This is a genomic window from Rhodococcus sp. NPDC060084, from assembly GCF_042730335.1.
Classification (GTDB): domain Bacteria; phylum Actinomycetota; class Actinomycetes; order Mycobacteriales; family Mycobacteriaceae; genus Rhodococcus.
Genome location: NZ_JBHWWX010000001.1, coordinates 117,196 through 142,476, shown reverse-complemented (window position 1 = coordinate 142,476; position 25,281 = coordinate 117,196). Strand labels below are relative to the sequence as shown.

General features: G+C 66.1%; 25 protein-coding genes and 1 pseudogene. 14 read left to right on the top strand and 12 right to left on the bottom strand.

The window, feature by feature from the left end:
* The first annotated feature begins 2 nt into the window (after positions 1-2).
* Positions 3-2,063 carry a transglycosylase domain-containing protein gene (locus ACFWBU_RS00690; RefSeq protein WP_378527171.1) on the top strand — a complete coding sequence of 687 codons (2,061 nt, stop codon included), beginning with the start codon at positions 3-5 and terminating at the stop codon, positions 2,061-2,063.
* Here the strand turns inward: ACFWBU_RS00690 and ACFWBU_RS00685 are convergent.
* Entirely contained in the window at positions 2,038-2,652 is a 615-nt protein-coding gene (locus ACFWBU_RS00685) for a TetR/AcrR family transcriptional regulator (protein ID WP_378527170.1), read from the bottom strand. The two genes, ACFWBU_RS00690 and ACFWBU_RS00685, sit on opposite strands and share 26 nt — an antisense overlap.
* 51 nt (positions 2,653-2,703) lie before the next feature.
* On the opposite strand from ACFWBU_RS00685, the gene ACFWBU_RS00680 reads away from it, so the two are divergent.
* The 3 genes from ACFWBU_RS00680 to ACFWBU_RS00670 are packed head-to-tail and all read left to right on the top strand — an operon-like array spanning position 2,704 to position 5,782.
* Entirely contained in the window at positions 2,704-3,957 is a 1,254-nt protein-coding gene (locus ACFWBU_RS00680) for an acyl-CoA dehydrogenase family protein (RefSeq protein ID WP_378527169.1), read from the top strand.
* Entirely contained in the window at positions 3,954-5,027 is a 1,074-nt protein-coding gene (locus ACFWBU_RS00675) for a phosphotransferase family protein (protein ID WP_378527168.1), read from the top strand. The genes ACFWBU_RS00680 and ACFWBU_RS00675 overlap by 4 nt, the downstream gene beginning before the upstream one ends.
* A complete protein-coding gene (locus ACFWBU_RS00670) occupies positions 5,024-5,782 on the top strand; it encodes an SDR family oxidoreductase (RefSeq protein WP_169620959.1) in 759 nt (252 codons plus the stop codon). Before ACFWBU_RS00675 ends, ACFWBU_RS00670 begins: the two co-directional genes overlap by 4 nt.
* Before the next feature lie 84 nt (positions 5,783-5,866).
* On the opposite strand, the gene ACFWBU_RS00665 is transcribed toward ACFWBU_RS00670, so the two are convergent.
* Both ACFWBU_RS00665 and ACFWBU_RS00660 read right to left on the bottom strand, forming a co-directional pair.
* Positions 5,867-6,967 (bottom strand): inositol-3-phosphate synthase, encoded by a 1,101-nt coding sequence (locus ACFWBU_RS00665; protein WP_169652338.1) that lies wholly within the window; start codon positions 6,965-6,967, stop codon positions 5,867-5,869.
* Positions 6,960-7,517 carry a PadR family transcriptional regulator gene (locus tag ACFWBU_RS00660; protein WP_169620961.1) on the bottom strand — a complete coding sequence of 186 codons (558 nt, stop codon included), beginning with the start codon at positions 7,515-7,517 and terminating at the stop codon, positions 6,960-6,962. The genes ACFWBU_RS00665 and ACFWBU_RS00660 overlap by 8 nt, the downstream gene beginning before the upstream one ends.
* A gap of 242 nt (positions 7,518-7,759) precedes the next feature.
* On the opposite strand from ACFWBU_RS00660, the gene ACFWBU_RS00655 reads away from it, so the two are divergent.
* The 4 genes from ACFWBU_RS00655 (at position 7,760) to ACFWBU_RS00640 (ending at position 13,347) form a co-directional block, all read left to right on the top strand.
* A complete protein-coding gene (locus ACFWBU_RS00655) occupies positions 7,760-8,182 on the top strand; it encodes a DUF5318 domain-containing protein (protein ID WP_169620962.1) in 423 nt (140 codons plus the stop codon).
* An 801-nt stretch (positions 8,183-8,983) separates the two neighbouring features.
* Positions 8,984-11,236, top strand: coding sequence for a transglycosylase domain-containing protein (locus ACFWBU_RS00650; protein ID WP_296550393.1), 2,253 nt, complete (start codon positions 8,984-8,986; stop codon positions 11,234-11,236).
* A gap of 9 nt (positions 11,237-11,245) precedes the next feature.
* Complete coding sequence (locus ACFWBU_RS00645) at positions 11,246-12,838, top strand: glycosyltransferase family 87 protein (RefSeq protein ID WP_378527166.1); 1,593 nt, start codon at positions 11,246-11,248, stop codon at positions 12,836-12,838.
* Between the two features lie 26 nt (positions 12,839-12,864).
* On the top strand, positions 12,865-13,347 hold the full coding sequence (locus ACFWBU_RS00640; RefSeq protein WP_169652340.1) for an RNA polymerase subunit sigma-24: 483 nt from the start codon (positions 12,865-12,867) through the stop codon (positions 13,345-13,347).
* A 24-nt stretch (positions 13,348-13,371) separates the two neighbouring features.
* Here ACFWBU_RS00640 and ACFWBU_RS00635 read toward each other — a convergent pair whose 3' ends face one another.
* From ACFWBU_RS00635 to ACFWBU_RS00620, 4 genes are read right to left on the bottom strand one after another with little or no spacing between them, the layout of a single operon-like run.
* The gene (locus ACFWBU_RS00635; protein ID WP_169620965.1) at positions 13,372-13,800 is read right to left on the bottom strand and encodes a DUF2752 domain-containing protein; all 429 of its coding nucleotides are present in this window, start codon (positions 13,798-13,800) and stop codon (positions 13,372-13,374) included.
* Positions 13,797-14,387 carry a dihydrofolate reductase family protein gene (locus tag ACFWBU_RS00630; RefSeq protein ID WP_169620966.1) on the bottom strand — a complete coding sequence of 197 codons (591 nt, stop codon included), beginning with the start codon at positions 14,385-14,387 and terminating at the stop codon, positions 13,797-13,799. Before ACFWBU_RS00630 ends, ACFWBU_RS00635 begins: the two co-directional genes overlap by 4 nt.
* A 31-nt stretch (positions 14,388-14,418) precedes the next feature.
* A complete protein-coding gene (locus ACFWBU_RS00625; RefSeq protein ID WP_169620967.1) occupies positions 14,419-15,006 on the bottom strand; it encodes a GNAT family N-acetyltransferase in 588 nt (195 codons plus the stop codon).
* Positions 15,003-16,343 (bottom strand): hypothetical protein, encoded by a 1,341-nt coding sequence (locus tag ACFWBU_RS00620; protein ID WP_378527164.1) that lies wholly within the window; start codon positions 16,341-16,343, stop codon positions 15,003-15,005. Before ACFWBU_RS00620 ends, ACFWBU_RS00625 begins: the two co-directional genes overlap by 4 nt.
* A gap of 154 nt (positions 16,344-16,497) precedes the next feature.
* Between ACFWBU_RS00620 and rpsF the strand changes: the two genes are divergently transcribed.
* From rpsF to dnaB, 5 genes are all read left to right on the top strand, one after another.
* On the top strand, positions 16,498-16,785 hold the full coding sequence (gene rpsF, locus ACFWBU_RS00615) for a 30S ribosomal protein S6 (protein WP_072700991.1): 288 nt from the start codon (positions 16,498-16,500) through the stop codon (positions 16,783-16,785).
* A gap of 64 nt (positions 16,786-16,849) precedes the next feature.
* The gene (locus tag ACFWBU_RS00610) at positions 16,850-17,371 is read left to right on the top strand and encodes a single-stranded DNA-binding protein (RefSeq protein ID WP_169620969.1); all 522 of its coding nucleotides are present in this window, start codon (positions 16,850-16,852) and stop codon (positions 17,369-17,371) included.
* Between the two features lie 42 nt (positions 17,372-17,413).
* Positions 17,414-17,656: a 30S ribosomal protein S18 gene (gene rpsR, locus ACFWBU_RS00605; protein ID WP_169620970.1), complete on the top strand. Its 243-nt coding sequence runs from the start codon at positions 17,414-17,416 to the stop codon at positions 17,654-17,656.
* Between the two features lie 17 nt (positions 17,657-17,673).
* On the top strand, positions 17,674-18,129 hold the full coding sequence (gene rplI, locus ACFWBU_RS00600) for a 50S ribosomal protein L9 (protein WP_169620971.1): 456 nt from the start codon (positions 17,674-17,676) through the stop codon (positions 18,127-18,129).
* 515 nt (positions 18,130-18,644) lie between these two features.
* Positions 18,645-20,849 (top strand): replicative DNA helicase, encoded by a 2,205-nt coding sequence (gene dnaB, locus ACFWBU_RS00595; protein ID WP_296550321.1) that lies wholly within the window; start codon positions 18,645-18,647, stop codon positions 20,847-20,849.
* Between the two features lie 114 nt (positions 20,850-20,963).
* Here dnaB and ACFWBU_RS00590 read toward each other — a convergent pair whose 3' ends face one another.
* Both ACFWBU_RS00590 and ACFWBU_RS00585 read right to left on the bottom strand, forming a co-directional pair.
* Positions 20,964-21,578 carry a hypothetical protein gene (locus ACFWBU_RS00590; RefSeq protein WP_296550322.1) on the bottom strand — a complete coding sequence of 205 codons (615 nt, stop codon included), beginning with the start codon at positions 21,576-21,578 and terminating at the stop codon, positions 20,964-20,966.
* Positions 21,579-21,811: 233 nt separating this feature from the next.
* Complete coding sequence (locus ACFWBU_RS00585; protein ID WP_296550323.1) at positions 21,812-22,528, bottom strand: SDR family oxidoreductase; 717 nt, start codon at positions 22,526-22,528, stop codon at positions 21,812-21,814.
* A gap of 89 nt (positions 22,529-22,617) precedes the next feature.
* Between ACFWBU_RS00585 and ACFWBU_RS00580 the strand changes: the two genes are divergently transcribed.
* Complete coding sequence (locus ACFWBU_RS00580; RefSeq protein ID WP_378527160.1) at positions 22,618-23,487, top strand: LysR family transcriptional regulator; 870 nt, start codon at positions 22,618-22,620, stop codon at positions 23,485-23,487.
* Between the two features lie 97 nt (positions 23,488-23,584).
* Here the strand turns inward: ACFWBU_RS00580 and ACFWBU_RS00575 are convergent.
* The 3 genes and pseudogenes from ACFWBU_RS00575 to ACFWBU_RS00565 form a co-directional block, all read right to left on the bottom strand.
* Positions 23,585-23,930, bottom strand: a pseudogene (locus ACFWBU_RS00575) (acetamidase); the annotation flags it as partial.
* 40 nt (positions 23,931-23,970) lie between these two features.
* A complete protein-coding gene (locus ACFWBU_RS00570) occupies positions 23,971-24,288 on the bottom strand; it encodes an NIPSNAP family protein (protein ID WP_169620975.1) in 318 nt (105 codons plus the stop codon).
* 84 nt (positions 24,289-24,372) lie between these two features.
* On the bottom strand, positions 24,373-25,206 hold the full coding sequence (locus ACFWBU_RS00565; protein ID WP_378527158.1) for a DUF3626 domain-containing protein: 834 nt from the start codon (positions 25,204-25,206) through the stop codon (positions 24,373-24,375).
* Between the last annotated feature and the right edge of the window lie 75 nt (positions 25,207-25,281).

The following is a 25,281-nucleotide window of genomic DNA, read 5'->3' as shown; positions in this document are numbered from 1 at the left end:
TCGTGCGGTGGGTAGTGCTCGCCGTCGTCGCGCTTCTGGTGATCGTGCCCGCGGGGTTCTTCATGTCGTCGTACACGGCGACAGAGGTTCCGCGCCCGGCCGACCTGAAGACGAACCAGATCGCGCGGATCTATGCCGCCGACGACACGACCGAGATCACGCGGGTCGTGCCGCCCGAAGGGAACCGCGTCGAGATCACCATCGACGACGTGCCCGTGCACGTCCGCGACGCGGTGTTGTCGGCCGAAGACCGCAACTTCTACACCAACCCGGGTTTCTCGATCACAGGCTTCGCCCGCGCGGCCCGCGACAACGTCATGGGTAAGGAAAGCGCCGGTGGCGGTTCCACGATCACGCAGCAGTACGTCAAGAACGTCCTGGTCGGCGCGGACCGCACTCTCGACCGGAAGATGCGCGAACTCGTCATCTCCACGAAGATGGCCCGCGAATGGTCGAAGGACGAGATCCTCGAGGCGTACCTCAACACGATCTATTTCGGGCGCGGCGCATACGGAATCGCGGCGGCGTCGCAGGCATATTTCGGCAAGCCCGTCGGTGAGCTGTCGGTGTCCGAAGGGGCCGTGCTCGCGGGCGTGATCCAGACCCCGTCGACTCTCGATCCCGAGTACAACCGCCTCGCCGTCGAGGCACGCTGGAACTACGTGCTGGACGGCATGGTGGGTATGGGCGTGCTCGACGAAGGTGAGCGCGCCACCCAGGTGTTCCCGGACACCGTGCCGTCGAACTCGCTCGCGCTCGCGAGTCAGGCGACGGGACCGGAGGGCCTGATCCGGTCCCACGTCCTGCGTGAATTGTCTCAGGCCGGGATCAGCGAGCAGGTTCTCAACACCGAGGGCCTGCGCATCACCACGACCATCGACCCCGTCGCGCAAGAGGCTGCCGTCGGCTCCGCGCGCCGCACGCTCGAAGGCGAGAACCCCGACCTCCGCACCGCGGTCGTGTCGATCGACCCCCGGTCCGGTGCCGTACGCGCCTATTACGGCGGTGAGGACGGCGCCGGGTTCGACTACGCGCAGGCGCCCCTGCAGACCGGTTCGTCGTTCAAGGTGTTCGGCCTGCTCGCGGCACTCGACGAGGGGATCGGTCTGAACGCGAAGTTCGACAGCTCACCGCTGCAGATCGGGAACCTCGAGATCGGCAACGTCGAGGGCGAATCGTGCGGGCGGTGCACCATCGCGGAAGCACTCAAGCGGTCGCTCAACACCAGCTTCTACCGGCTCATGATGTCGATGAAGGACGGTCCGCAGAAGATCGCCGACATCGCACACCGGGCGGGAATCCCGAAGACCATTCCCGGCGTCGAAGGCACCACCCTCGGAACGACGAACGGGCCTCCCGAAGGCGGCATCGTGCTCGGCCAGTACGAGTCCCGGGTCATCGACATGGCATCGGCGTACGCGACGCTCGCCGCGTCCGGGACGTACCGCGCGCCGTACTTCGTGCAGAAGGTCGTCACGGCGGACGGTGTGGTACTTCTCGATCGGCCCGCCTCCCCCGCCGAACAGCGCATCGATCCCGCCGTCGCCGACAATGCCACGCAGGCGATGCTGCCCATCGCGGCGCACTCGCGCGGACATGCACTGGCCGGGGGCCGCCCCTCGGCGGCGAAGACCGGCACCACGCAGCTCGGCGACACCGGGCTCAACAAGGACGCGTGGATGGTGGGATACACCCCGTCCCTGTCGACAGCGGTCTGGATCGGAACACCCGACGCCGGTCCCATCACCAACAGCTGGGGCGGATCGATCTACGGGTCGAGCCTGCCGGCGGACATCTGGAAGGGCACGATGGACGGCGCCCTCGCCGGTACCGAGGTGGAGAGCTTCCCGTGGCCGGCACCGATCGGCGGTCAGGCCGGCGTACCGGCCGACCCGGGAATCGAGGAGCCCGAGTCGGAAGCCCCCGTCCCCGGGTTCCGGCTTCCGGATTTCTCGAACCTTCCGCCGATCACGATTCCGGCACCGCCGGTTCAGCTACCCGTGCCCGTCCCGCCGCAAATCGAGGTGTTCCCCGGGGTCACGATCCAGATTCCGGGGCTGTGACCTCGTCGTCCGGCGTGAGGACGGCGGGCAGGAGCGTGCTGACGTAGTCGACCACATCGTCGACGGAGAGCCCCGGTTCGTGCAGCCGGTCGATTGCGAGGGATTCGGCCAGCGACCACCATCCCCGAAGCCGCATTCGGGTGAGCGGGCCGTCCGCGCACCCGAGCGCGGAGATCACGCGATCGACCAGGGTGTTCTTCATCGAACCGTGGATCTCGCGGATCTGCGGATCGGACCCGTATCCGCCGTGGAAGAAGGTCTGGTAATTGTCGCCGTGCCGGTCGATGAACGACACGAACGCCTGCAGAATCGCGCGTAGCGGATCGGGGTCGCCCGGGGCGGGTACCGCCGCGCGCAGCAGGCGGCGCGAGGCGGAACCGACGATCGCCACGTAGTAGTCCTGTTTCGTCGGGAAGTACCGGAACAACAGGCTGCGGGAGATTCCGGCGATGTCGGCGACACGATCGATGGAGAGCGCGTGGATGGGGCGCGTCGCGAGTTCCTGCAGACCGATCGCGACGAGTTGCCGGCGTCGTTCCTCGGGTGGCAGCCGTCGGCGTTTGCCGACCTCTTGTCGCGGGGTGCTCATCCGGTTAGCCTAACTGAGCATTGCTCATTACCGTTCCTACGGAAGGCGCACATGGATTTCGGACAGTCCGACCGCAGCCGCGACTATCTCGAGCGGCTCCGCACGTTCATCGCCGACGAGGTCGCGCCGGTGGAAGCCCGCCTGCACGCCGCCCGCGGCGTCGCCCAGGCCCAGCGCCAGGACACTTCCGGTGCAGACGCATGGGCGGTGAGCGACGAGTTCCGCGAACTCCAGCGTGCTGCCCGCGCCCAGGGACTGTGGAATCTCTTCCTTCCGGACGCGGAACTCGGCGCCGGTCTGTCGAACGTCGAATATGCCTCGCTCGCAGAGGAAATGGGACGCTCGCCGTTCTACTCCGCGGTGTTCAACTGCGCCGCGCCCGACACGGGCAACATGGAGGTGCTCTACCACTACGGCAGTGCAGCCCAGAAGGATCAGTGGCTCCGCCCCCTGCTCGACGGCGAGATTCGCTCCGCGTTCTGCATGACCGAACCCGGTGTCGCCTCGTCGGACGCGACCAACATGGCGGCGACCGCCGTGGTGGAGGGCGACCAGGTGGTGCTCAACGGGCGCAAGTGGTGGAGCACCGGCATCGGGCACCCGGACTGCAAGGTCCTGATCTTCATGGGGCTGACCGATCCGGAAGCTCACAAGTACCAACGGCATTCGATGGTCCTCGTTCCCGTGGACACCCCGGGCGTGACGATCGAACGCATGTTGCCGACCATGGGGTTCTACGACGAGCCCGCAGGGCACGGCGAGGTGTCGTTCACCGATGTGCGGTTGCCGCTCGACGCGATCATCGCCGGCCCCGGCCAAGGATTCGAGATCGCCCAGGGCAGACTCGGACCCGGCCGTATCCACCACTGCATGCGTCTCGTCGGCCTCGCCGAGCGCACTCTCGAACTCGCGTGCCGTCGCGGCCTCGAGCGCACCGCGTTCGGCAAACCCCTCATCGACCTCGGGGGTAATCGTGAGCGCGTCGCCGACGCCCGCATCGCGATCAATCAGCTGCGGCTGCTCGTTCTCCACGCGGCATGGCTGCTCGATACGCAAGGTCTCGCCGGTGCCCGGTCGGCAGTCTCCGAGATCAAGGTCGCGGCGCCCCGCGTGACGCAGCAGATCGTCGATTTCGCGATCCAGATCCACGGTGGCGCGGGGCTGTCCGACGATTTCCCCCTCGCCGGAGCCTGGACGGCGGCCCGTGCGTTGCGTCTCGCCGACGGGCCGGACGAGGTCCATCAGGGATTGATCGCGCGCGGCGAACTCGGCAAGTACAAGCAGGACGGGGTACGGCAGAAGTGACGACTCTTCCCGACAACGCGCGCGATGTGCGTGAGGAGGACGCATTCGACGTCGCCACGGTGGCGTCGTGGCTCTCCGAACATGCCGGCATCGACGGCGTTCCCGCGGTCCACCAGTTCGCGGGTGGCGCATCGAATCTCACCTATCTGCTGCGGTACCCGGACCGCGATCTCGTGCTCCGGCGACCACCGGTGGGCGCGAAACCGTCCTCCGGCCACGACATGGTGCGCGAGTACCGCATCCAGTCGCTGCTCGCCCCTGTCTACCCGTACGTCCCGACGATGATCGGCCTGTGCACCGACCACAGCGTCCTGGGCAGTGATTTCTACGTCATGGAACGCGTACCCGGAACGATCCTGCGCACGAATCCGCCGACGGATCTCGCACTCACGCCCGAACAGACCCGCGGCCTCTGCTTGCGGATCGTCGATCTGCTCGTCGAATTGCACAGCGTCGACGCGGCCGCGACCGGACTGGACGAGTTCAGCCGCGGCACCGGATATGTCGCCCGCCAGGTGGCGGGGTGGTCGTCACGGTACGAGAAGGCCCGCACCGACAACGTTCCCGACTTCGACCGGGTGCGGACCTGGCTCGATCGAGCACAGCCCGCCGACGTGGCGCAAACGGTCGTCCACGGTGACTTCCGCCTCGACAACGTCGTGCTCGACGAGACCGATCCGTGCACACCGCTGGCGGTTCTCGACTGGGAACTGGCCACCGTCGGCGACCCGCTGATGGATCTCGGTTCGTCCCTGGCCTATTGGGTGCAAGCCGACGACGATCCGATGCTGCTCGCGACCAAGCGGCAGCCCTCCGACCTTCCCGGGATGCTCACCCGGCAGGAGATCGTCGACTACTACTCCGAGAAAACCGGATTGCCGGTGGACAATTGGGGTTTCTACGAGGTGTTCGGCCTGTTCCGGCTCGCCGTCATCGCGCAGCAGATCTATTACCGCTACCACCACGGCCAGACCACCAACCCGGCGTTCAAGGATTTCTGGGTCATCGTCGGCTATCTCGATACGCGCTGCAACGCGCTGATCGACCGAATCGAAAGCGAAGTGCGATGAGCCGACCGGAACGACGCAACATCCTCATCACCGGTGCCAGTTCCGGCCTCGGTGCCGGGATGGCGCGCGAGTTCGCGGCGCGGGGACGAAATCTCGCACTCGCTGCGCGGCGCGTCGACCGGCTCGAGGCACTGCGTACCGAGTTGCTCGCCGAACATCCGCACATCACGGTGACGCTGCGTGCTCTCGACGTCGACCGGCACGACGACGTCTTCACCGTCTTCCGTGAATTCGACGAGGAACTCGGAGGTCTCGACCGGGTGATCGTCAACGCGGGTCTCGGCAAGGGACAACCGTTGGGCACCGGCTATTTTCGTGCGAACGCGCAGACGGCCACCACGAACTTCCTCGGTGCCCTCGCGCAGAGCGAAGCCGCGCTCGAACTCATGCGACCGCGCAACGCCGGGCACGTCGCGCTCATCTCGTCGATGAGCGCTCTCCGCGGAATGCCGAGGAACATGACCACCTATGCGGCTTCGAAGGCCGCGGTGGCGTCGCTCGGCGAGGGGATGCGGGCGGACCTGGCGAACACGGGAATCGGTGTGAGCACGATCTACCCGGGCTTCATCCGGTCGGAGATCAACGAGAAGGTGAAGAACGTGCCGTTCATCGTCGACACGGAAACGGGATGTCGCGCACTGGCGGCCGCGATCGAGAAAGAGCCTGCCCGCGCCTACGTGCCCGCGTGGCCCTGGGTGCCGCTGGGCTTCGCGATGAAGGTGCTGCCGCTGTCGGTGGTCCGCCGGATGGTGTGACGCTCCTCCGATCCGAAAAAGCAGAATGTCACATTCGGGCAGTCGTCGTACTGCCCGAATGTGACATCCGGTAGAGCGTGAGAATCAGGCGTCGGCGCCGATGATGAAGGCCTCGAGCTCGTTACGAGCCTTGTCGTCGGCCATCTGGACCGGCGGGGACTTCATCAGGTACGCGGAAGCCGGAAGGATCGGTCCGCCGATGCCGCGGTCCTTGGCGATCTTCGCCGCACGGATCGCGTCGATGATGATGCCGGCGGAGTTCGGCGAGTCCCAGACCTCGAGCTTGTACTCGAGGTTGAGCGGAGCGTCACCGAAGGCGCGGCCTTCGAGGCGCACGTACGCCCACTTGCGGTCGTCGAGCCACTGCACGTAGTCGGACGGACCGATGTGCACGTCGCGGTCGTGGACCTTGCCGGCGAGGGGACCGGTGAGGTTCGACGTGACGGCCTGGGTCTTGGAGACCTTCTTGGACTCGAGACGCTCACGCTCGAGCATGTTCTTGAAGTCCATGTTGCCGCCGACGTTGAGCTGGTAGGTGCGGTCGAGCACGACGCCGCGATCCTCGAACAGCTTCGCCATCACGCGGTGGGTGATGGTGGCACCGACCTGCGACTTGATGTCGTCGCCGACGATGGGGACACCCGCGTCGGTGAACTTCTTGGCCCACACGGGGTCGGACGCGATGAACACGGGCAGCGCGTTGACGAACGCCACACCGGCGTCGATGCAGCACTGTGCGTAGAACTTGTCGGCCTGTTCCGAGCCGACGGGGAGGTAGGACACGAGGACGTCGACCTCGGCGTCCTTCAGGACCTTCACGACGTCGACGGGTTCGGCCTCGGAGACCTCGATGGTCTCGGCGTAGTACTTGCCGATGCCGTCGAGAGTGTGGCCGCGCTGCACGGTCACGCCGGTCGGCGGTACGTCGGCGATCTTGATGGTGTTGTTCTCGCTCGCGAGGATCGCCTCGGACAGGTCGAATCCGACCTTCTTGGCGTCCACATCGAATGCGGCGACGAACTGGACGTCGCGCACGTGGTACGGGCCGAACTCCACGTGCATCAGGCCGGGGACGGAAGCGGTGGCGTCCGCGTCCTTGTAGTACTCGACGCCCTGGACCAGGGACGAGGCACAGTTCCCCACGCCCACAATGGCCACGCGCACCGCGGTGCTGTTCTCACCCATGGTCGGGTTCTCCTTCTTTGTTGCGTGCTGCTGTCGACTGCTCGGCGGCGATCAGTTCGTTGAGCCACCGCACTTCGCGTTCGCTCGATTCGAGGCCGAGCTGATGGAGTTGACGGGTGTAGCGGTCCAAGGTGCCGCCGGCCCGTCCGATCGCGTCGCGGAGCGCTTCCCTGCGCTCCTCGACCTGGCGGCGCCTGCCCTCGAGAATTCGCATCCGCGCCTCGGCGGGGGTGCGACTGAAGAAAGCGAGGTGCACACCGAATCCGTCATCGGTGTAATTCTGGGGTCCCGTGTCGGCGACCAGTTCGGTGAAGCGTTCCCGCCCCGCCGGAGTGAGCCGATACACGCGCCGGGCGCGTCGCTTGACGGTCCCGGGAACTCCCGAATCCTCTTCGATGAGCCCGTCCGCCTGCATGCGTCGCAGAGTCGGATAGAGAGACCCGTAGGAGAAGGCACGGAACGGCCCGAGGAGCCCGGTGAGGCGTTTACGCAGCTCGTACCCGTGCATAGGCGACTCGAGGAGGAGACCGAGGATAGCCAGTTCCAGCACGAGTCACCTCCTTGTCCGAGTGAACCAACCGATGGATACGACACAAAACTATATCGCGCCGATATAAACGACGATACGCCTTGGTGAAATCATCCGGAACATCCGTCCAGGTGGAAAGCGGTTCCCGGACGGCCCTCGGTTGTTGCGGGCACCTCCGGCGGGGCCGAGATTGCCGCGCGTCACAGGGTTGCTGTTACCACTCCGCACCCACCTGTCGCCCCGGCGCACGTACTCTGGGGTCCGTGCGAATTCAGCGGCAGGTGGTGGACTACGCGTTGCAGCGTCGGTCGCTGCTTGCCGAGGTCTACTCGGGGCGGCGCGGTGTGGCCGAAGTCTGCGACGCCGGCCCCTACCTGCTCCGGGCAGCAAAGTTCCACGGCAAGGGCAGCGACGTCACCTGCCCGATCTGCCGCAAGGAGCAGGTGACCCTCGTCTCGTGGGTCTTCGGCGAAAAGCTCGGCCCGGTGTCCGGGTCGGCCCGAACGCCCGAAGAGCTGACCCGCCTGGCCGCCAGCCAGGAGGAATTCTCGGTCCATGTGGTCGAGGTATGTCGCACGTGTAGTTGGAATCACCTGGTGCAGTCGTACGTCCTGGGGTCGCAACCGGCCCCGAAACGCCCACGTCGCCGGACGACGGGGCAGGACCGTCGCACCGCGAGCGAGTGAACGGGCGCCGGACGACGTGAGCGAACGCTGCCCGATGAAGTTCCTTCCCGCATACCGCCCGCACGAACCAATCCTCGCGTGCCCGTCTTCGGACGGGCATTCGAAGATGCGGCGTCACGCGTCGCGCAAACAGTTGGAGATGAGTACGTGAGTTCCCCCGACAACGAACCCGAGGGCAACAGGTCCGATCCGCCTCACCGGGACAACCCGGCAGGGCCGCCGCCGCAGCAGCGACCGGCGCCGCAAGGGGGACCCGCCCAGGGACGACCGTTGCCGCCTCAGCCGCGCCCCCAGGGCCGGCCCGGCCAGCCTCAGCCGCCGCAGTCCGGCGGCCGTCCGCCGTACCCTCCCCAGCCGTTCCCGCAGGGGCGGCCGCAGCAGCCTCCCCAGGGACAGCCGTATCCCCCGCGCCGGGGTCCCGCGCCGTCCAACCCGAACGCCCAGAACCCGAACGCCCTGCCGCCTCGCGGACCGGGCGCAGGTCCGGTGCCGCCGGGAGCGAACCCTCCGCAGCGCACCCAGCAGTTCCCGCCTGCTCCCGGCCACAACACTCCCCAGGGACGTGCGCCGCAGCGCCCGCCGCAGGGTCCCGACGCGGCACGCGGTCCCCAGGGCGGTCCGTCCGACCCCGGTGCGGCCACCCGCCGCGTGGCGTCCCCTGCCGGTCCGCCGTCTCGCTCCCCGCAGGACTCCCGGCCGACGACCGCTGTCGCGGGCGGTCCGCCCGGTACGCCGCCGCCCACCCGTCGCGGCAAGGGCGGCGGCGGTCGTGGTGGTGACGGAAGCGGCGGCGGCAGAAAGATCCCCTGGCGCACCATCCGTCGTGTCGGTTACGGCGTCGTGGCCGCGGGCATCCTCATCCCGTTGCTCGCCTTCATGCTCGCGTACGTGGCACAGGACGTGCCGCGTCCGGGTGAGCTCGTCACCAACCAGGCTGCGACGATCTACAACTCCGACGGGACCGGCGTCATCACCAAGGTGATTCCGCCGGAAGGCAACCGCCACGAGGTCGAACTCGACCAGATCCCGTTGCACGTGCGAAACGCCGTGCTCGCCGCGGAAGATCGCGACTTCTACTCCAACCCGGGCTTCTCGGCGTCCGGTTTCGCGCGGGCCGCGCGCGACAACATCCTCGGCCGCGAGAGCGCCGGTGGTGGTTCGACCATCACACAGCAGTACGTCAAGACCGCTCTGGTCGGCAACGAGCGCAGCCTGACCCGCAAGATGAAGGAACTCGTTCTTTCGGTGAAGATGGCGAATCAGTGGTCGAAGGACGACATCCTCGCCGCCTACCTCAACACCATCTACTACGGCCGCGGCGCGTACGGGATTTCCGCCGCGTCGAACGCGTACTTCGGCAAGCCGGTCAACGAACTGACCGTCGAAGAAGGCGCGGTCCTCGCGTCGTCCATCCAGCTGCCGTCGCTGCTCGACCCCGAGCAGAACCCCGAGGGCGCCAAGTCGCGCTGGACCTACGTGCTCGACGGCATGGTGGCCGCCGGCACCCTCAACTCCGCCGACCGCGCAGGCATGGAGTACCCCGCGTACGTCCCGCTCGCGGAACTCGACAACGGCGACCAGTCCTCCGGTCCCGAGGGCCTGATCAAGAACCAGGTCCTGCGGGAACTGGCATCCGAGGGAATCGACGAGACCCTGCTCAACACCGCGGGACTCGACATCACCACGACGATCGATGCGCAGGCACAGGCCTCGACACTCGACGCCGTGCGGTCCAACCTCGAAGGCGAACCGGAGGAATTGCGCACGGCCGTCGTCTCGGTCGATCCGCGATCCGGTGCGGTGCGTGCCTATTACGGCGGTGAAAGCGGTATCGGTTACGACTTCGCCAGCGCGGGCCTGCAGACGGGTTCGTCGTTCAAGGTGTTCGGTCTCGCCGCGAACCTCGATCAGGGTGTGCCGCTGTCCAAGACCTACGACAGCGGTCCGCTGACAGTCAACGGCATCAAGATCGGCAACGTCGAAGGCCAGTCGTGTGGCGAATGCACCATCGCGGAGGCGCTCAAGCGGTCGCTGAACACGAGTTTCTACCGGATGATGCTCGAGATGGACGACGGCCCGCAGGCGATCGCCGACATGGCACACAAGCTGGGCATCCCCAAGGAGGTTCCGGGTATCGGTGAGACGCTCACCGAGCCGAACGGAGCCGGCCCCAACTACGGAATCGTGCTGGGCCAGTACCAGTCCCGCGTGCTCGACATGGCATCCGCCTACGCGACGCTCGCAGCCTCCGGCCGGTACCACGAGCCGTACTTCGTGCAGAAGGTCGTCACGTCCGAGGGCGAGGTCCTGCTGGACCGCGGCAGCCCGGTCGGCGAGCAGGTCGTCGACGAGGTCGTCGCCGACAACACCACCGCCGCGATGATGCCGATCGCGGCCTACTCCAACGGGCACGCGCTCGCCGGGAGCCGCCCGTCCGCATCCAAGACCGGTACCGCACAGCTCGGCGATACCGGGTCGAACAAGGACGCATGGATGGTCGGTTACACGCCGTCGCTGTCCACCGCCGTGTGGATGGGAACCGAGGAAGGCCTCCCGCTCGAGAACAGCTGGGGCGGGATGATCTACGGCTCGGGTCTGCCGTCGGATATCTGGAAGGACTCGATGGACGGCGCTCTCCAGGGCACCGAGGTCGAATCGTTCCCGAAGCCCGGAGCGATCTCGGGTGTGGCAGGTGTGCCTTCGTGGACGGCGTCGGAAACGGCGAAGCCCACCACGACGGCGCCCGAAACCTCCCGCACCATTCCGACCATCCCGGAGATCCCGGAGATCACCACCCAGAACGTGGAGATCTTCCCGGGCGTCACGATTCCGGTACCGGGAGTCGCGCCGCAGACCACACGCCCGACCGTGCCCTCGCGTCCGGACTCCGGCGTCGAACAGGACGAGGAGGACTCCGGCGGAAACGTCGAGGACAACGCTCCTTCCGAGCAGACGACGCAGAACCGGGTACCGGGACAGAACGGGGCGGGACAGAACGGGCAAGCGGTTCCCGGCGCGCAGGCACAACAGCCCGAACTCGCACCGGCACGGTAAAAAAGTCGCGTGACGGTCGAAGGGGAGCGCAAGAACCGGGAACCGGTGTCACCGGGCCCACTCGCCGAGGACCGCCGATCGGTGGATTGGCGCGACACCCCGGGTCGTACAGACCCGATGGTGTCGCGCCTGACCACGGTGATCGGCGGTCCGGTGGGCCGGCACGCCATGATCGGCCGGACCCGCTTCTTCACCCCCGTGCGCGCGATGCTGCTCCTCGCCGTGGTGTTCCTCGCGTTCGGCTGGTTCACGAAAGCCGCGTGCATCCAGCAAGCGCCGATGGGCCCGGACGGCGCGCCGGGTCTCGACTGGAGCAACAACCGCCAGTACGTGGCGATGTGCTACTCGGACATCGTTCCCCTGTACGGCGCGGAGCGTCTCAGCGAAGGCGCCTTCCCGTACAAGACGTCGTGGGAGGAACCGGGCCCCGACGGGCAGATGCAGACCCGGTACATGGAGTACCCGGTGGTCGCGGGCATGTACCAGTACGCGTCCATGCGCATCGCGAAGGCGTGGGATGCGACGCCGTGGCTCCCCGGTGGTCTCCAGGTCGCGATCTACTTCAACGTCGTCGCGTGGGGCCTGGCGCTGGCGTGGCTGGCGACCGTCTGGGCGACCGCCATGTCTGCGGGGCGACGCGTGTGGGACGCCGCGCTGGTAGCAGCCTCGCCTCTCGTCATCGTGCACGCCTTCACCAACTTCGACGCGCTCACCACCGCGTTCGCCGCCGGCGGGCTGCTCGCCTGGGCGCGGCGCCGGCCCGTCCTCGCCGGTGTGCTGCTCGGCCTCGGGGCCGCGACGAAGTTGTATCCCCTGCTGCTGCTCGGCCCGTTGTTCGTGCTGTGTCTGCGTACCGGGAAGCTCCGGCCGTTCGCGAAAACCGCCGGGGCGACGGCGGCCACGTGGCTGATGGTGAACCTGCCGATCATGCTGCTGTATCCGGCGGGCTGGGCCGAGTTCTTCCGTTTGAACTCCGATCGGGGCGCCGATCCCGATTCGATCTACAACGTGCTGCGCTCGTTCGTCGGCTGGCCGAACTGGGCACCGTCCACCCTCAACCTCGTCTCGCTGGTGCTGTTCGCCGCAGCATGCGCCGGTATCGGACTGGTGGCGCTCACCGCCCCCCGCCGCCCGCGGCTCGCTCAACTGTGCTTTCTGGTCGTTGCCGCGTTCCTGCTCACCAACAAGGTGTGGAGTCCGCAGTACTCGCTCTGGCTCGTCCCTCTTGCGGTACTCGCCATCCCGCATCGCCGTGCGCTCCTGGCCTGGATGACTGTCGACGCGCTGGTGTGGGTACCGCGCATGTACTACTACCTCGGTCCCGCAGAGAAGGGGCTTCCGGAACAGTGGTTCACCGCAACGGTGTTCCTCCGTGATGTCGCCGTGGTGGCGCTGTGCGCCGCGGTGCTGTGGCAGATTCGGCGGCCCGTCAAGGATCCGGTGCGATACGGGTTCATCGACGACCCGGTGGGAGGCGTCCTCGACCAGGCGCCCGACCATCCGCCCTCCTGGCTCCCCGATCGATTGCGGCCGTCCCACCAGCGTGTGGGAAAGCGGAAATCATCCAAATGGACTACGTCACCGGTCGCCTCCGGGTCCTAGGGTCGGAGGGGAAGTGAGGAGGTTCTGTGACGGCGGGCGGACGAGCACCGGTTGTGGGAGCCGGTCGTACATCTTCGAACTTCACGGCGTGCGATCTGGCCTGGTCGGTCGCCGCAGGTGACGCGGCGGCGCTTCCCGTGCTGCTCCGGGAGTTGCACCCGGCCGTGTCGGCGTACAGCAGGGCACGGGCGAAGCACGTGGGCTATTCCTTCTCGGACGCGGATCGGCTCGCCCTCGAGGCGTGCCGTTCGATTCTCACCGCACTGTCCGCGCCGTCCGGTGCCGACCGGCCGTTCCTGCGCCTCGCGTACTCCCTGGCGGCCGAAACTGCCGACACCCGCTTCGCGGTCCGGCGCGACGCGCCCCTCACGCGCCTCCAGCAGGACATTCTGATCCTCCGCACGATCGTCGGCCTCGATCCCGAACAAACAGCGGTAGCCATGGCTCTCACCCCCCGCCGCGTCCGCGTCGAGCAACACGCTGCGCTGTCGTCGCTACGCGCGGCATGACGTATCTCCCGCGCTTCGGACGGGTCAGATACGCAGGGCAGTGAACGGCGCGACCGGAATGTTGCGCACCACGAACCACAGTGCGATCACCGCGAGCGCGAAGTGCGGAGCCCAGCGGAACCTGCTCCAGCGCGGTCCCGCTGCGGTCCCGCGAATCCGGCCGACGGTCCACACCGCGAACGCCGCCAGCAGGCCCGCCACCGCGACGACGCCCAACGCGTTGTAGTGCAGCGCCGCCGGGATATCCAGGTGCACCAGCGAATACAGCATTCGCGACATCCCGCACCCCGGACAGTAGACGCCGAAGATCGTGAAGGTGGGGCACGGTGGGATCACTCCGCCCGGAGTGGTCGGGTCGGCCCAGACGACAGCCGCGCACGCACACGCCGCACCCGCCGCGACGAGTGTCGGGGCGGTCAGGCGCGCGAGCGCGGGTCGCACGGTGTCGCTCATGCCGAGTCCACGGGGGGTCGATCGGACCGCACTTTCGGGCGGTAGGTCCGCCCGAAACTGCGCGGACTGTCCTCGTAGATGTCGATCAACTCCCAGTCGAGTCGTCGACCGCCCGGCACGTCGAAGATGCGGGTGCCGTCGCCGAGAAACACCGGGGCGACGAAAACCTGCAACTCGTCGATCAGATCGTGCTCGAGCGCCTGCCGGGCGATATCCGCGCTGATGATCTGCACGTCCCGATCGCCCGCGATCTCCTGAGCGCGACGAATCGCTTCCACGATGTCGCAGTTCATCGCGACGACGGTCGGATCGTCGGCGAGTTCTTCCGGCCGGTGGGTGAGGATGAATTCGGTTCCCGACCAGGCGCCCCCGTAAGCCTGGGAGGTCACTTCGTCGCGTTCGTCCTGCTGCTCCTTCGCCGCGTCGTAGCCTGCGCGGCCGGAGATGATCACCGCAACATCCCCCGCCATGCGTTCCGTGGTGCCCTCGGCCATCGGTTCGGCCGCGGACAACCAACTCATGTCGTGCCCGGGACCGGCGATGAAGCCGTCGATCGAGCACGTGAATCCCCAAGCCACCTTGCCCATCTCTACTCCTTGCCGGTCGACGGTCCGGAGGTCACCGGTTCGCCCGCGCTTCCAGCCTTGCCCGTGCGACGGGCCATTCGTCGTCCGTCATCGAGAACAGTGCGGTCGTACGCCACGAGCCGTCTCGGCGCCGGCGGTGTTTGCGCAGCAATCCTTCGTGCCGGGCACCGAGGCGCGCGAGCGCCTCGCGCGAGCGATTGTTGAATTCGTCGGTGTGCCACTCCACACGCACCGCACGAAGGTCGTCGAAGGCATGCCGCAACAACAGCAGTTTCGCTTCCGTGTTGACGTGCGTGCGCTGGGCCGACGTCGCCAGCCAGGTATGGCCGATCGTGAGTTTGCGGTGTTCCGGTTCGAGCAGGTAGTACGACGTGGACCCGACGACCGCGCCCGTGTCCTTGTCGATCACCGCGTAGGGCTGCCGATCCGGATCGTCCACCGCGCTGCGGACGAACGATTCCGCGTCCGCGGGAGTGCGGATCACGGCAGCGGACCAGCGGAAGATCTCGTCGGGATCGTCGGCCGCCTCGAGCAGTCGCGGCGCGTGCGCGACTGTGAGCGGATCGAGCCGCACGCGCGCACCCTCGAGAGACGGGTGGTCGGACCAGATGTCGCTCATCGAACGCTTTCCGTGCCGAGGGCTTCCCGACCTCGCTCCGCGGGTGGAGTACCGGGCGGCGGACGCCGCGGTGCGCGCAGGAAGACGAAGAACAGTACGACCAACAGTATCGCGCGTCCCCACACACCGATCGTGGTGAGAACGAGAGGTAGTTCGATGTCGATCGCACCTCCGGTCGCGTAGAACCAGCGGAAGACACCGATACCGATCGCGAGGTCGACGAGGAGGTATGCCGCGACAAGCCGCCACGGAACCTGCAGCAGGACCAGCAGCGGCAACAACCACAGCGTGTACTGGGGTGAGTGGACTTTGTGGAAGAGCATGAAGCCGCACAACATCGCGGCCGCAACCGGCAGCCACGGATACGGGCCCCCACGGAGATACCGCCGGCGGCCGAGCCACAGGGCGAGGAGGAACGACGCGGCGATGAGCAGCGGAGACGCGACGGCGACGACCTCGTTGAATTCCGGTGTCACGCCCGTGCCCTCGTAACCACCCAGCAAAGGCCGCAGACCCCAGAACCAGACCGAGTTGCTCGTCCCGTCGGCGGCGCGGTTCTGCTGGAACGTGAACGACGCACGCCAGCCTTCGTACCCGAGGACGGCGAACGGAAGGTTGATCGCGACAGTCGTCGCCACCGCGGCGCCGGCGACCGCAAGCGCGCCCCGCACGTCACGCACCGTGCCGGCCGCACGACCGCCCGTGAACACGTAGATCATCAGCGGCAGGACGAAGATGCCCGGATAGATCTTCAGGCAGAACCCGACCGCGAGAAGCGCGGCCGCAAGAACGCCGCGCGTGCGCAACGACCAGCGTTCGACGCCGACCACCGCGATCGCCAGGACGGTGATCGCGACGACCGGGAGATCCCAGTTGAGGAACGCGTAGAGCACCAGTGGAGGTGTCGCCGACCACGCCAGCGCTGCCCATCCGGCGAAGCGCGCGAGCAGCCACGCCGTGAGGAGTCCGAACGGCGCGAGGAGCAGTGCGGACCGCAGCAGGAAGTCGGCGTCGGTATGGACGCCGATCGCGCCCAGCCACATCAGCAGACCGCTGAGCACGGGATATTCGACGGTGCTTCCGACGAGATTCCCGGCCGCGTCGATGCTGCCGTCGACGAAGGGGAACCGGTGGAGATTGATGCCACGTCCGAGCCACAACTGCTGGATGTCGGAATAACAGACGTGCGCGTCCTTGATGTCCTCGAAGCGGATCGTGCGACCGAGTTCGTCGAACGGTGCACCCGCGCAGCGGGCTTTGTTGAGGTATCCGAGCCAGAGCGCGATCGCGCAGGTCAGGACGGCGACGAGCGAGATCGTCCTGGGGCTCGTGCGCATGTCCTCACCCTAGGTCAAATCCGCTGCCCGGGACGGAGGTCGATTTCCCTGGTCAGGGATGGCTCATGTACCCTTCTTGGGTTGCTGACGCAACGACCCTCCTGTCACGGATCGTCCGTGACCGTTCACAGTCCATAGGAGGTGATGAGGTCTTATGCGTCATTACGAATTGATGATCATCCTGGACCCCAGCCTGGATGAGCGCACTGTTGCTCCCTCGCTGGATACGTTCCTCAATGTTGTTCGCCAAGAAGGCGGCAAGGTCGACAAGGTCGACGTGTGGGGTAAGCGTCGTCTCGCATTCGAGATCGCGAAGCAGAGCGAAGGCATCTACGCGGTTATCGACATCAGCGCGACGCCCGCCACGGTTGCAGAGCTGGATCGCCAGCTCGGCCTGAACGAGTCGGTGCTTCGCACCAAGGTTCTGCGCCACGGCAAGTGAGCCTGTCGGCGCCTGGCCGTAGGCTCTGGCGCATCAGGTCTCCACACACAGCAGGAGGAACCACATGGCAGGCGATACCGTCATCACCGTGGTCGGCAATCTGACCGCCGATCCCGAACTGCGTTTCACCCCGGCGGGTGCCGCGGTCGCGAACTTCACGGTCGCGTCCACTCCCCGCATCTTCGACCGTCAGTCCAACGAATGGAAAGACGGCGACGCTCTGTTCATGCGCTGCAATATCTGGCGCGAGGCAGCGGAGAACGTAGCCGAAAGCTTGACCCGGGGCTCGCGCGTCATCGTGCAGGGCCGGCTCAAGCAGCGCAGCTACGAAACGCGTGAAGGCGAAAAGCGCACTGTCGTGGAGCTCGAGGTCGACGAGATCGGCCCTTCGCTCCGCTATGCCACCGCCAAGGTCAGCAAGGCCGGTCGTGGTGGCGGCGGCGGAGGCGGCTTCGGTGGTTCTTCCGGCGGATCGGGCGGTGGACGCCCTAGTTCCAACGCGAACGTCGGCGGCGACGACCCGTGGGGCAATGCCCCGCAGGCCGGCTCGTTCGGCGGTTCCGGGGACGACGAGCCCCCGTTCTGATCCGACCTTCGATCGGAACATCCAGAAGTACGGAGAAAGACCATGCCTAAGTCGCCCGCGCGCGAGAAGGTTTTGAAGAAGAAGGTCTGCGCTTTCTGCAAGGAAAAGAACACGCAGATCGATTACAAGGACACAACGCTGCTGCGTAAGTACGTCAGCGATCGCGGAAAGATCCGCGCTCGCCGCGTCACCGGCAACTGCGTGCAGCACCAGCGCGATATCGCTGTTGCTGTCAAGAACTCCCGTGAGGTCGCTTTGCTGCCTTACGTCTCGACGGCTCGCTAGGAAAGGGAGGGAACACGATGAAGCTCATCCTCACCGCTGACGTGGACAACCTCGGTGCGCCTGGCGACACCGTTGAGGTCAAGGACGGCTACGGCCGCAACTACCTGCTGCCCCGCGGCCTGGCGATCGTCGCCACCCGTGGCGCCGAGAAGCAGGTCGAGGGCATCCGCCGTGCACAGGAAGCGCGCGCTGTGCGCGGCCTGGAGCACGCCAAGGAGCTCAAGACCGCTATCGAGGGTCTCGAGAGCGTCTCGCTCAACGTCAAGACCGCCGGTGACTCGGGCAAGCTGTTCGGCTCGGTTACCGCGGCCGACGTTGCCGGTGCCATCAAGGCTGCCGGTGGCCCGGTTGTCGACAAGCGCCTCGTCGAGCTGCCCAAGGCTCACATCAAGGCGACCGGCAAGCACCAGGTCGTCGTGAAGCTGCACCCGGACGTCGTCGCGAAGTTCACGCTGGACGTCGTGAGCGCCTGATTTCCGGTTCGAGGAGCCCCGCGCGATGGTTGCGCGGGGCTCCTCGGCATCTGTGCACAACCTGTGGATGGCGGGTGTGGGTAAACGCACCGGTGTGACTCGGGTCATATCGTTTCGGGAACGAACAGATGAACACGCCCGGGCGGCATTGTTATCGCGACACGCCGAAAATTCCTTCTTCCACAGGGCTGAACAGCCATTTTCCCTAGTTAACCTGCATCGTTATCAAATGTGAGATGCGTTCTCCCCAGGTTATCCACATCAGGTGCACAACCCTGTCCACCTGATTCCACAATCTATCCCCAACTGTGTGCACAACCCGATTTGGTCGCCCTCGAAATCGTCCCTAACGTCGAGCGCGCAACTCTCCCTCGTGGGGAGCTGCAACCCACTGCGGTGTCGGTGGGGACGAGTAGAACGTGGAGTGTTTCCCGGTGGCGCCCACCGGGAGTCGGTACGGGTCAACGGCCGGCGAACCACCGGGCGACGGTATTTGGACGGAAGGCGGCATCACGTTGGCTGTTGTGGACGATCGTGGCCATTCCGACTATCCGGGGCCCCCTGACGAAGACTCAGGTGGTGACTTCGGTCGCCAGCCCCCGCAGGACATGGTTGCCGAGCAGTCCGTCATCGGCGGCATGCTGCTGAGCAAGGACGCCATTGCCGACGTTCTCGAAGTGCTGCGCCCCGGCGATTTCTATCGCCCCGCTCACCAAGCCATCTACGACTCGATCCTCGACCTCTACAGCCGCGGTGAGCCCGCCGACCCCGTCACCGTGTCGGCCGAACTCGACCGCCGAGGCGAGCTCAAGCGCATCGGCGGCCCCGCGTACCTCGTCACCCTGACCCAGACGGTGCCTACTGCCGCGAACGCCGGCTTCTACGCCGAGATCGTTGCGGAGAAGGCCATCCTGCGACGGCTCGTCGAAGCGGGCACGCGCATCGTCCAATACGGATATGCCGGCTCGGACGGTCAGGACGTCGCAGAAGTCGTCGACCGTGCGCAGGCCGAGATCTTCGATGTGTCCGAGCGGCGCACCACCGAAGACTTCGTGGCCCTCGAAGAACTGCTGCAGCCGACGATGGACGAGATCGACTCCATCGCCAGCCGCGGCGGCATCTCGGTCGGCGTGCCTACGGGGTTCGCCGAACTCGACGAACTCACCAACGGACTGCATCCGGGACAGATGATCATCGTCGCCGCCCGTCCCGGCGTCGGCAAGGCTCTCGCCCTCGACACCCCGCTCCCCACACCCACCGGATGGACCACCATGGGTGAGGTCCGCGTCGGCGACGAACTGCTCGCTCCCGACGGAAAGCCCACCCGCGTGCTCGCGGCCACCGAGATCATGCGCGACCGGCCCTGTTTCGATGTCGTGTTCTCCGACGGCACGGTGCTCGTCGCCGACGAACAGCACCAGTGGCGCACCGCCGACGGGGTGGTGCGCACCACCGGCGAACTCGCCGCCACCGTCGACGCCGGTCACGCGGTCCCCCACACCGATCCCTTGGCCCTCCCCGCGGCAGACCTACCGGTCGCACCGTTCACCCTCGGTGCGTGGCTCGGCGGGCCGCCCTCCGACGCAGAGGTACACATGCGGGTGGAAGGTGAAGGCGGGTTCACCGAAGAATTGATGTCGCTCGGGGCGCACATTCCCGTCGAATACCAGCGCGGCTCGATCGTGCAGCGCCGCGACCTGCTCGCCGGTCTTCTCGACGCCGGCGGTCGCATCGACGACGACGGCACCATCCGCTTCTCCACCGGGCGCGAGCGCCTCGCCCACGACCTCGCCGAACTCGTTGCGGGCTTGGGCTACGCGTGCACCGTCGACGACGGAGTGGTGTCGTTCACCGCCGACGACGACGTCTTCGTCCTTCCGAGCAAGGCAGTGCGCCACAAGGAATGCCGCACCGCCGTGGCTCGCGAACGGCACATCGTGGCCGTTCGCCCGGTCGCGTCGGTGCCCGTCCGCTGCGTGGAGGTCGACGGTGACCACATGTACCTCGCGGGTCGTGCGATGGTGCCCACGCACAATTCGACTCTCGGCATGGACTTCATGCGGTCGTGCTCGATCAAGCACGGTATGGCGTCCGTCATCTTCTCCCTGGAGATGGGAAAGACGGAGATCGTCATGCGCTTGCTCTCCGCGGAGGCGAAGATCAAGCTCGGCGACATGCGTTCGGGTCGCATGACCGACGACGACTGGACCCGCCTCGCCCGGCGCATGAGCGAGATCAGCGAAGCCCCCCTCTACATCGACGATTCACCGAACCTGACGATGATGGAGATCCGCGCGAAAGCACGGCGGCTCAAGCAGAAACACGACATCCGTCTCATCGTCGTCGACTACCTGCAGCTGATGACCTCCGGTAAGAAAGTCGAGTCGCGGCAGCAGGAAGTCTCCGAGTTCTCGCGTAGCCTCAAGCTTCTCGCGAAGGAACTCGAAGTCCCTGTCATCGCGATCTGTCAGCTCAACCGTGGTCCCGAACAGCGCACCGACAAGAAGCCGATGGTCTCCGACCTCCGCGAGTCGGGATCGCTCGAGCAGGACGCCGACATGGTGATCCTGTTGCACCGCCCCGACGCATTCGAGCGCGACGACCCGCGCGGTGGTGAAGCCGACCTGATCGTCGGTAAGCACCGTAACGGTCCGACGGCGACGATCACCGTGGCTCACCAGCTGCACCTGTCGCGGTTCGTGGATATGGCGCGCGGCTGATTTCGCTGTTGAGATACGGCGAAGACTGACAACTCGATTTCCCTGGATTGACAACGCTTCGCCGGACCAAGCACCTTCACCGGTCCCAGATGCCGCTTCTGCAGACTCATCCCGTCACGAAATTGAGACTGGTCCAGTCGTTCCTGTCACTGCCCATTGTCCGTCTGCGTGATCGAGGACGTAGGTGAGGCCCAGTCCGCAGTCGATGCCGCACCACAGTCCGGCACCGACGTGGACCGTTCCGTCGTCCTGTCGCTCGACGGGCGCCAGTCCGACAATGACGCCGTCGTTGTCGACCCCGGTCAGGCCCAGTCGTGCGGACCTGGCCCGAAGCTGAGGTTCTGCGACGAACTCGACGGGTGGCAGATCGACGGCCTGGGCTGTGATTTCGTTTTTCAGATCGGCATCGAACTGCAGTCCGTCAGCGACGATCAACATTTCCGAGCTGCGTGATGCGGGACCGTCGACGAGGTAGACATACCCGACCGGGGTCGGTGCTTTCGCGAACGGATTGTCCACGAGGATCAAGTGGTGCAGGGCGGCAGAGTAGATCTGTGACTGTTCGCTTGGTGCAGGTGGGCTGGTGGTCGGGTCGAGTTGACCCGGGCCGGCTCCGGTGTCCGTGCTCGAGCAGCCGGCCAGGGCAACAGCAAGGACCAGTGCGGTGGCCACCGCACGAATTCCCATGATGCCGGACAGCATCGACAGCGGAGAGGTAACAGTGGGCATTCGCGGAGCACCTCCCTGGCTTTCGTGGGTGCGACCGGTTGTAAAGCTCAGCTGAAGAGTGCACCGACAGTGACGAGCATCGTCACCAACTCTGTCATCTGTCAATCCGTCAGTGCAGGCGGGAGCGGCGCTACGGTTTCATTGATTCGAGCTGTCGGCGATCACCTGGTACACCGTCGGGCCACTGTTCAGCCCGTCGATCGCGGTGCTTCGTGACACCGGGAACCGCGCGCTCACCAGGGAATGGTGCCGGCGTCGTCGAAGAATCCGCCGCGGGGTCCGTCGTCGGGGAGGGTGGCGAGTGCGACGGCGATGGCGGCCCCTTGCTCTGGAGATCGGGCCGAGTTGTGGCCGGTGAAGTCGGTGGCGACGTAGCCGGGACAGCACGCGTTGACGAGGATGTTCGTGTTCGACAGTGCTCGGGCGTACTGGGCGGTCATGCTGTTGAGCATGGTTTTCGACGGCGCATAAGCGGCCATCTGAGGTCCCGTTTGCAGCGCGAGGGACCCCATGTTGCTGGACACGTTGACGATGCGCGGTGAGTCGGATTGCCGCAGCAGTGGGAGAACAGCATTGGTGATCCGGATGACGCCGAACACATTGGTGTCCAGGACCTGCTGCAGGACATCGAGGTCCATCGTTGTCGGGTCCTGCGCGCCGTCATCGGTTCGGCCTCCGACGCCGGCGTTGTTGATCAGCACATCGAGCCTGCCTGCCTCGCGCGCGACGGTGGCCGCCGCTGCCGCCACGCTGTCGTCCGACGTCACGTCGAGAGCGACGCCGAAGACGTCGATTCCCTCGCTGCGGAGGCGAGCCACGGCCTCGGTGCGGCGGGCGTCGTCACGGGCCCCGAGTGCGACGCGGAACCCTCGTCCGCCGAGTCCGCAAGCGATCGCATAGCCGATTCCCTTGTTCGCGCCGGTGACCAGCGCTGTCTTGGTGGTGTTCACTCTTCGATCTTCGCCGCGTGGACTCGCGGCGTCCAAGACCGATCACCTCTTCTGTGATACCCGGTGAGTATCGAGGTAGCGTGGTGGATGTGTCCGATCTGGAGACGCGTGACTTCCGCTATTTCCTCGCCGTTGCCGACGAGTTGCACTTCGGTAGGGCGGCAGACCTGCTCGGCATCACGCAACCGCCGCTGTCCCGTGCGATCCAGCAGCTCGAGTCGAGGCTCGGCGTGAAGTTGTTCGAGCGCAACCGTCGTGGCGTCGAGCTCACCGACGCCGGACGGGTCCTGGTGAGCGAGGCGCACACGGTGATCGACGCGGTTGAGGCTGCGGCTCATCGGACCCGGCGAGCCGGAAGCCCTCGGGGACCACTGGTGCTTGCAACGAAAGCCGGTGCGTCCCTCGAGGTACTGCAACGGTTGCTCGGGGAGGCCGCCCAGCGCAGTGACGTTCCGGATGTCGAGGTACTGCTGTGTGAGGTCGCGGAGCAGGCGGCGCTGCTGCGCGGGGGCCGGGCCGATGTGGCGATCATGCACCGGCCGGTCGATGATCTCGACGGCTTCGACACCGAAGAACTGCTTGTCGAGGGGCAGGTGGCCATTGTTCCCGCGGGTCACTTTCTCGCGGCGCGGACGCACGTCACGCTTGCCGAGATTCGAGACATCCCCGGTCTGCCGTTGGCCCGGTGGCCGAAACTTGATGGCAGCTACCCGGATGGTCCTGGTCCGGAGGTGCGTACTCAATCGGCCATCGCCCAACTCGTGGCATTGGGCAAGGCACTCCTGGTGATTCCCGCCTCCAGTCGTGCGTGGCAGTGGCCGCAGCATGTGGCGATCCCTGTCACCGACGCAGTCTCGATCACCACGGTGCTGGCGTGGCCGGCAGGGAGTCGTTCCGCGGGGATCGGGGCGTTTGCGCGATTGGCGGCCGAGGTCGGTAGGTCAGAGGAACGACCGTAGCCTGGCTGCATTTCCTTCGTCAGGCCCGAAAGCGTCGAATGACCGCTGTTGCCGTGAGTTCTGCACGCCGGGCAGTGTCGCCGACGCGGGTACACGATCAGCTGAAATGCTCCTTGTAGATCTGCCCGTGAACGGCAACGGTCCGGTCGACCATCCGCGACACCGTGAAGTCGGCCGCTGCCGAGAGATATGCATACGCGGTCGGGCGGTCCAAACCCTGATGGTGTTCGAGGAAATCCAGAGCGTTGACCACAGCCCGGCGCATCGCAACATCGAGGTCACTGCCCTGACCGTCGATCGTCGGGATCGGACAGCCCGATGGGGATCCAAGACTCGGCAGTTTCCGCGAACGGACAGCGGTAGGCGACGCTCGGTGCGTCTCCCGATCCGTGTTTGCAGACGGTCAATCGGAAGATCGCGCGCAGTGAACCTTCCATCGCCGATCGGGACAGACACGCTCCGGCACGCCGTACGCACAGAGGTTCAGGGGAGCCTGCCGTCGAAGATCGGCCGCATGAAGGTGCGCTCGTAGCGGAGCACACAGCCGCTCCGGTCCCGGATCGCGTTGGCCGCGCGAAACTCGTCGTCGGAATCGAACAACGCGCGGTACCGCTCGTACGCGGCGAGGGACTCGAACGAGAAGAGAGCCAGCGCACGGTCGCTGGCACCCTCACCGGGAAGGAAGTATCCGTGGTGGGTACCGCCGTGTTTGTCGACGAGCGCGATCCATGCGCGAGCGAACCTCTCGAAGTCGTCGATTTTCACCGGGTCGATCGTGTACTCCACAACGCACGTGATCATGACGCGAGGGTAATGCCGCAGGGGTGTACTCGGGCGGACGAATCACAATCCGGTCAGCGACTTCCACATAGGCGCACCGGCCCGTCACCACGCAGATGCTCTCCGGCCGTACCGGGCGACGTAGTGCCACACTTTCTTCAGATCCTGTGGGTCGACGTTCCCCACCCGAGCTGGTCCGAGTGAATACGGTGTGATCCACCCGTGCCGGGCGACCGAGCGAGCCACCTGGACCACCGCGTTCCCTCGGTACTCCGGATGAGCCTCGGCTTGTTCTATCGCAAGTCTGTAACCGTCGTGCCACAGAACAGCACAGGGCATCGTCCTTGCGACCTCATCGAACCGAGTGCCTCGGTAGCTCGGGTCCAGAACGAGTGCCTCGACATCACATTCGATGTTGATGGGCCCGTGCACATGGGCCTCGATGTAGTGGTCGAGCGGGTCGTCGAACTCGGCAACCGCCGCGGCCTGCAGCAGATGACTCGATGTCTCCGCGGTCCCGAACAACTGTGGTTCGTGCACGCTGTCGGGAAAGCAGAACGTGGTGCGCTCGAGAGTGTGTTCAGCCAGCACGAAGTATGACGACCCGAACCGTGGCGAACCACCGTAACCATCGCAATGACGGTTGAGGGAGCCGTACTTGGGACGATCCGACGCCGGGCGGGAGTCGTAGACACCACCGAACATCCGGCTTTCCCACCGCCACCGATCACCGCCTTCGAATGCCGTGAGTCCACCATTGCCCGTATTCGTCTCGAACTGCGAGAGATAGGCGCCACGACGGGCAATTGCGGACAGCGTCGACAGCCCACGGTACGGAGCATCCGGATGAAAATGCATCGTCACTCGCATCGACCCGTCGATGCTCTCCCCCGCAGCCGACGCACGTACGTGGGCAACTGCGGCCTCGGCCGAATCCACCGATCCCTCCATCCCCCACTCTCCCGCCGTGCGACGCTACAACTCCAACGACGCCGTTGCACAGTGCATTCTGAC

Bases quoted from the DNA above. Each gene is read 5' to 3' on its own strand.
- rpsR (WP_169620970.1), top strand. From the start codon at position 17,414: ATGCCTAAGTCGCCCGCGCGCGAGAAGGTTTTGAAGAAGAAGGTCTGC.
- ACFWBU_RS00685 (WP_378527170.1), bottom strand. From the start codon at position 2,652: ATGAGCACCCCGCGACAAGAGGTCGGCAAACGCCGACGGCTGCCACCC.
- ACFWBU_RS00665 (WP_169652338.1), bottom strand. From the start codon at position 6,967: ATGGGTGAGAACAGCACCGCGGTGCGCGTGGCCATTGTGGGCGTGGGG.
- ACFWBU_RS00620 (WP_378527164.1), bottom strand. From the start codon at position 16,343: ATGCGCACGAGCCCCAGGACGATCTCGCTCGTCGCCGTCCTGACCTGC.
- ACFWBU_RS00570 (WP_169620975.1), bottom strand. From the start codon at position 24,288: ATGATCACGTGCGTTGTGGAGTACACGATCGACCCGGTGAAAATCGAC.
- rpsF (WP_072700991.1), top strand. From the start codon at position 16,498: ATGCGTCATTACGAATTGATGATCATCCTGGACCCCAGCCTGGATGAG.
- ACFWBU_RS00630 (WP_169620966.1), bottom strand. From the start codon at position 14,387: ATGGGCAAGGTGGCTTGGGGATTCACGTGCTCGATCGACGGCTTCATC.
- ACFWBU_RS00635 (WP_169620965.1), bottom strand. From the start codon at position 13,800: ATGAGCGACACCGTGCGACCCGCGCTCGCGCGCCTGACCGCCCCGACA.
- ACFWBU_RS00590 (WP_296550322.1), bottom strand. From the start codon at position 21,578: ATGCCCACTGTTACCTCTCCGCTGTCGATGCTGTCCGGCATCATGGGA.
- ACFWBU_RS00680 (WP_378527169.1), top strand. From the start codon at position 2,704: ATGGATTTCGGACAGTCCGACCGCAGCCGCGACTATCTCGAGCGGCTC.
- ACFWBU_RS00670 (WP_169620959.1), top strand. From the start codon at position 5,024: ATGAGCCGACCGGAACGACGCAACATCCTCATCACCGGTGCCAGTTCC.
- ACFWBU_RS00610 (WP_169620969.1), top strand. From the start codon at position 16,850: ATGGCAGGCGATACCGTCATCACCGTGGTCGGCAATCTGACCGCCGAT.
- ACFWBU_RS00625 (WP_169620967.1), bottom strand. From the start codon at position 15,006: ATGAGCGACATCTGGTCCGACCACCCGTCTCTCGAGGGTGCGCGCGTG.
- rplI (WP_169620971.1), top strand. From the start codon at position 17,674: ATGAAGCTCATCCTCACCGCTGACGTGGACAACCTCGGTGCGCCTGGC.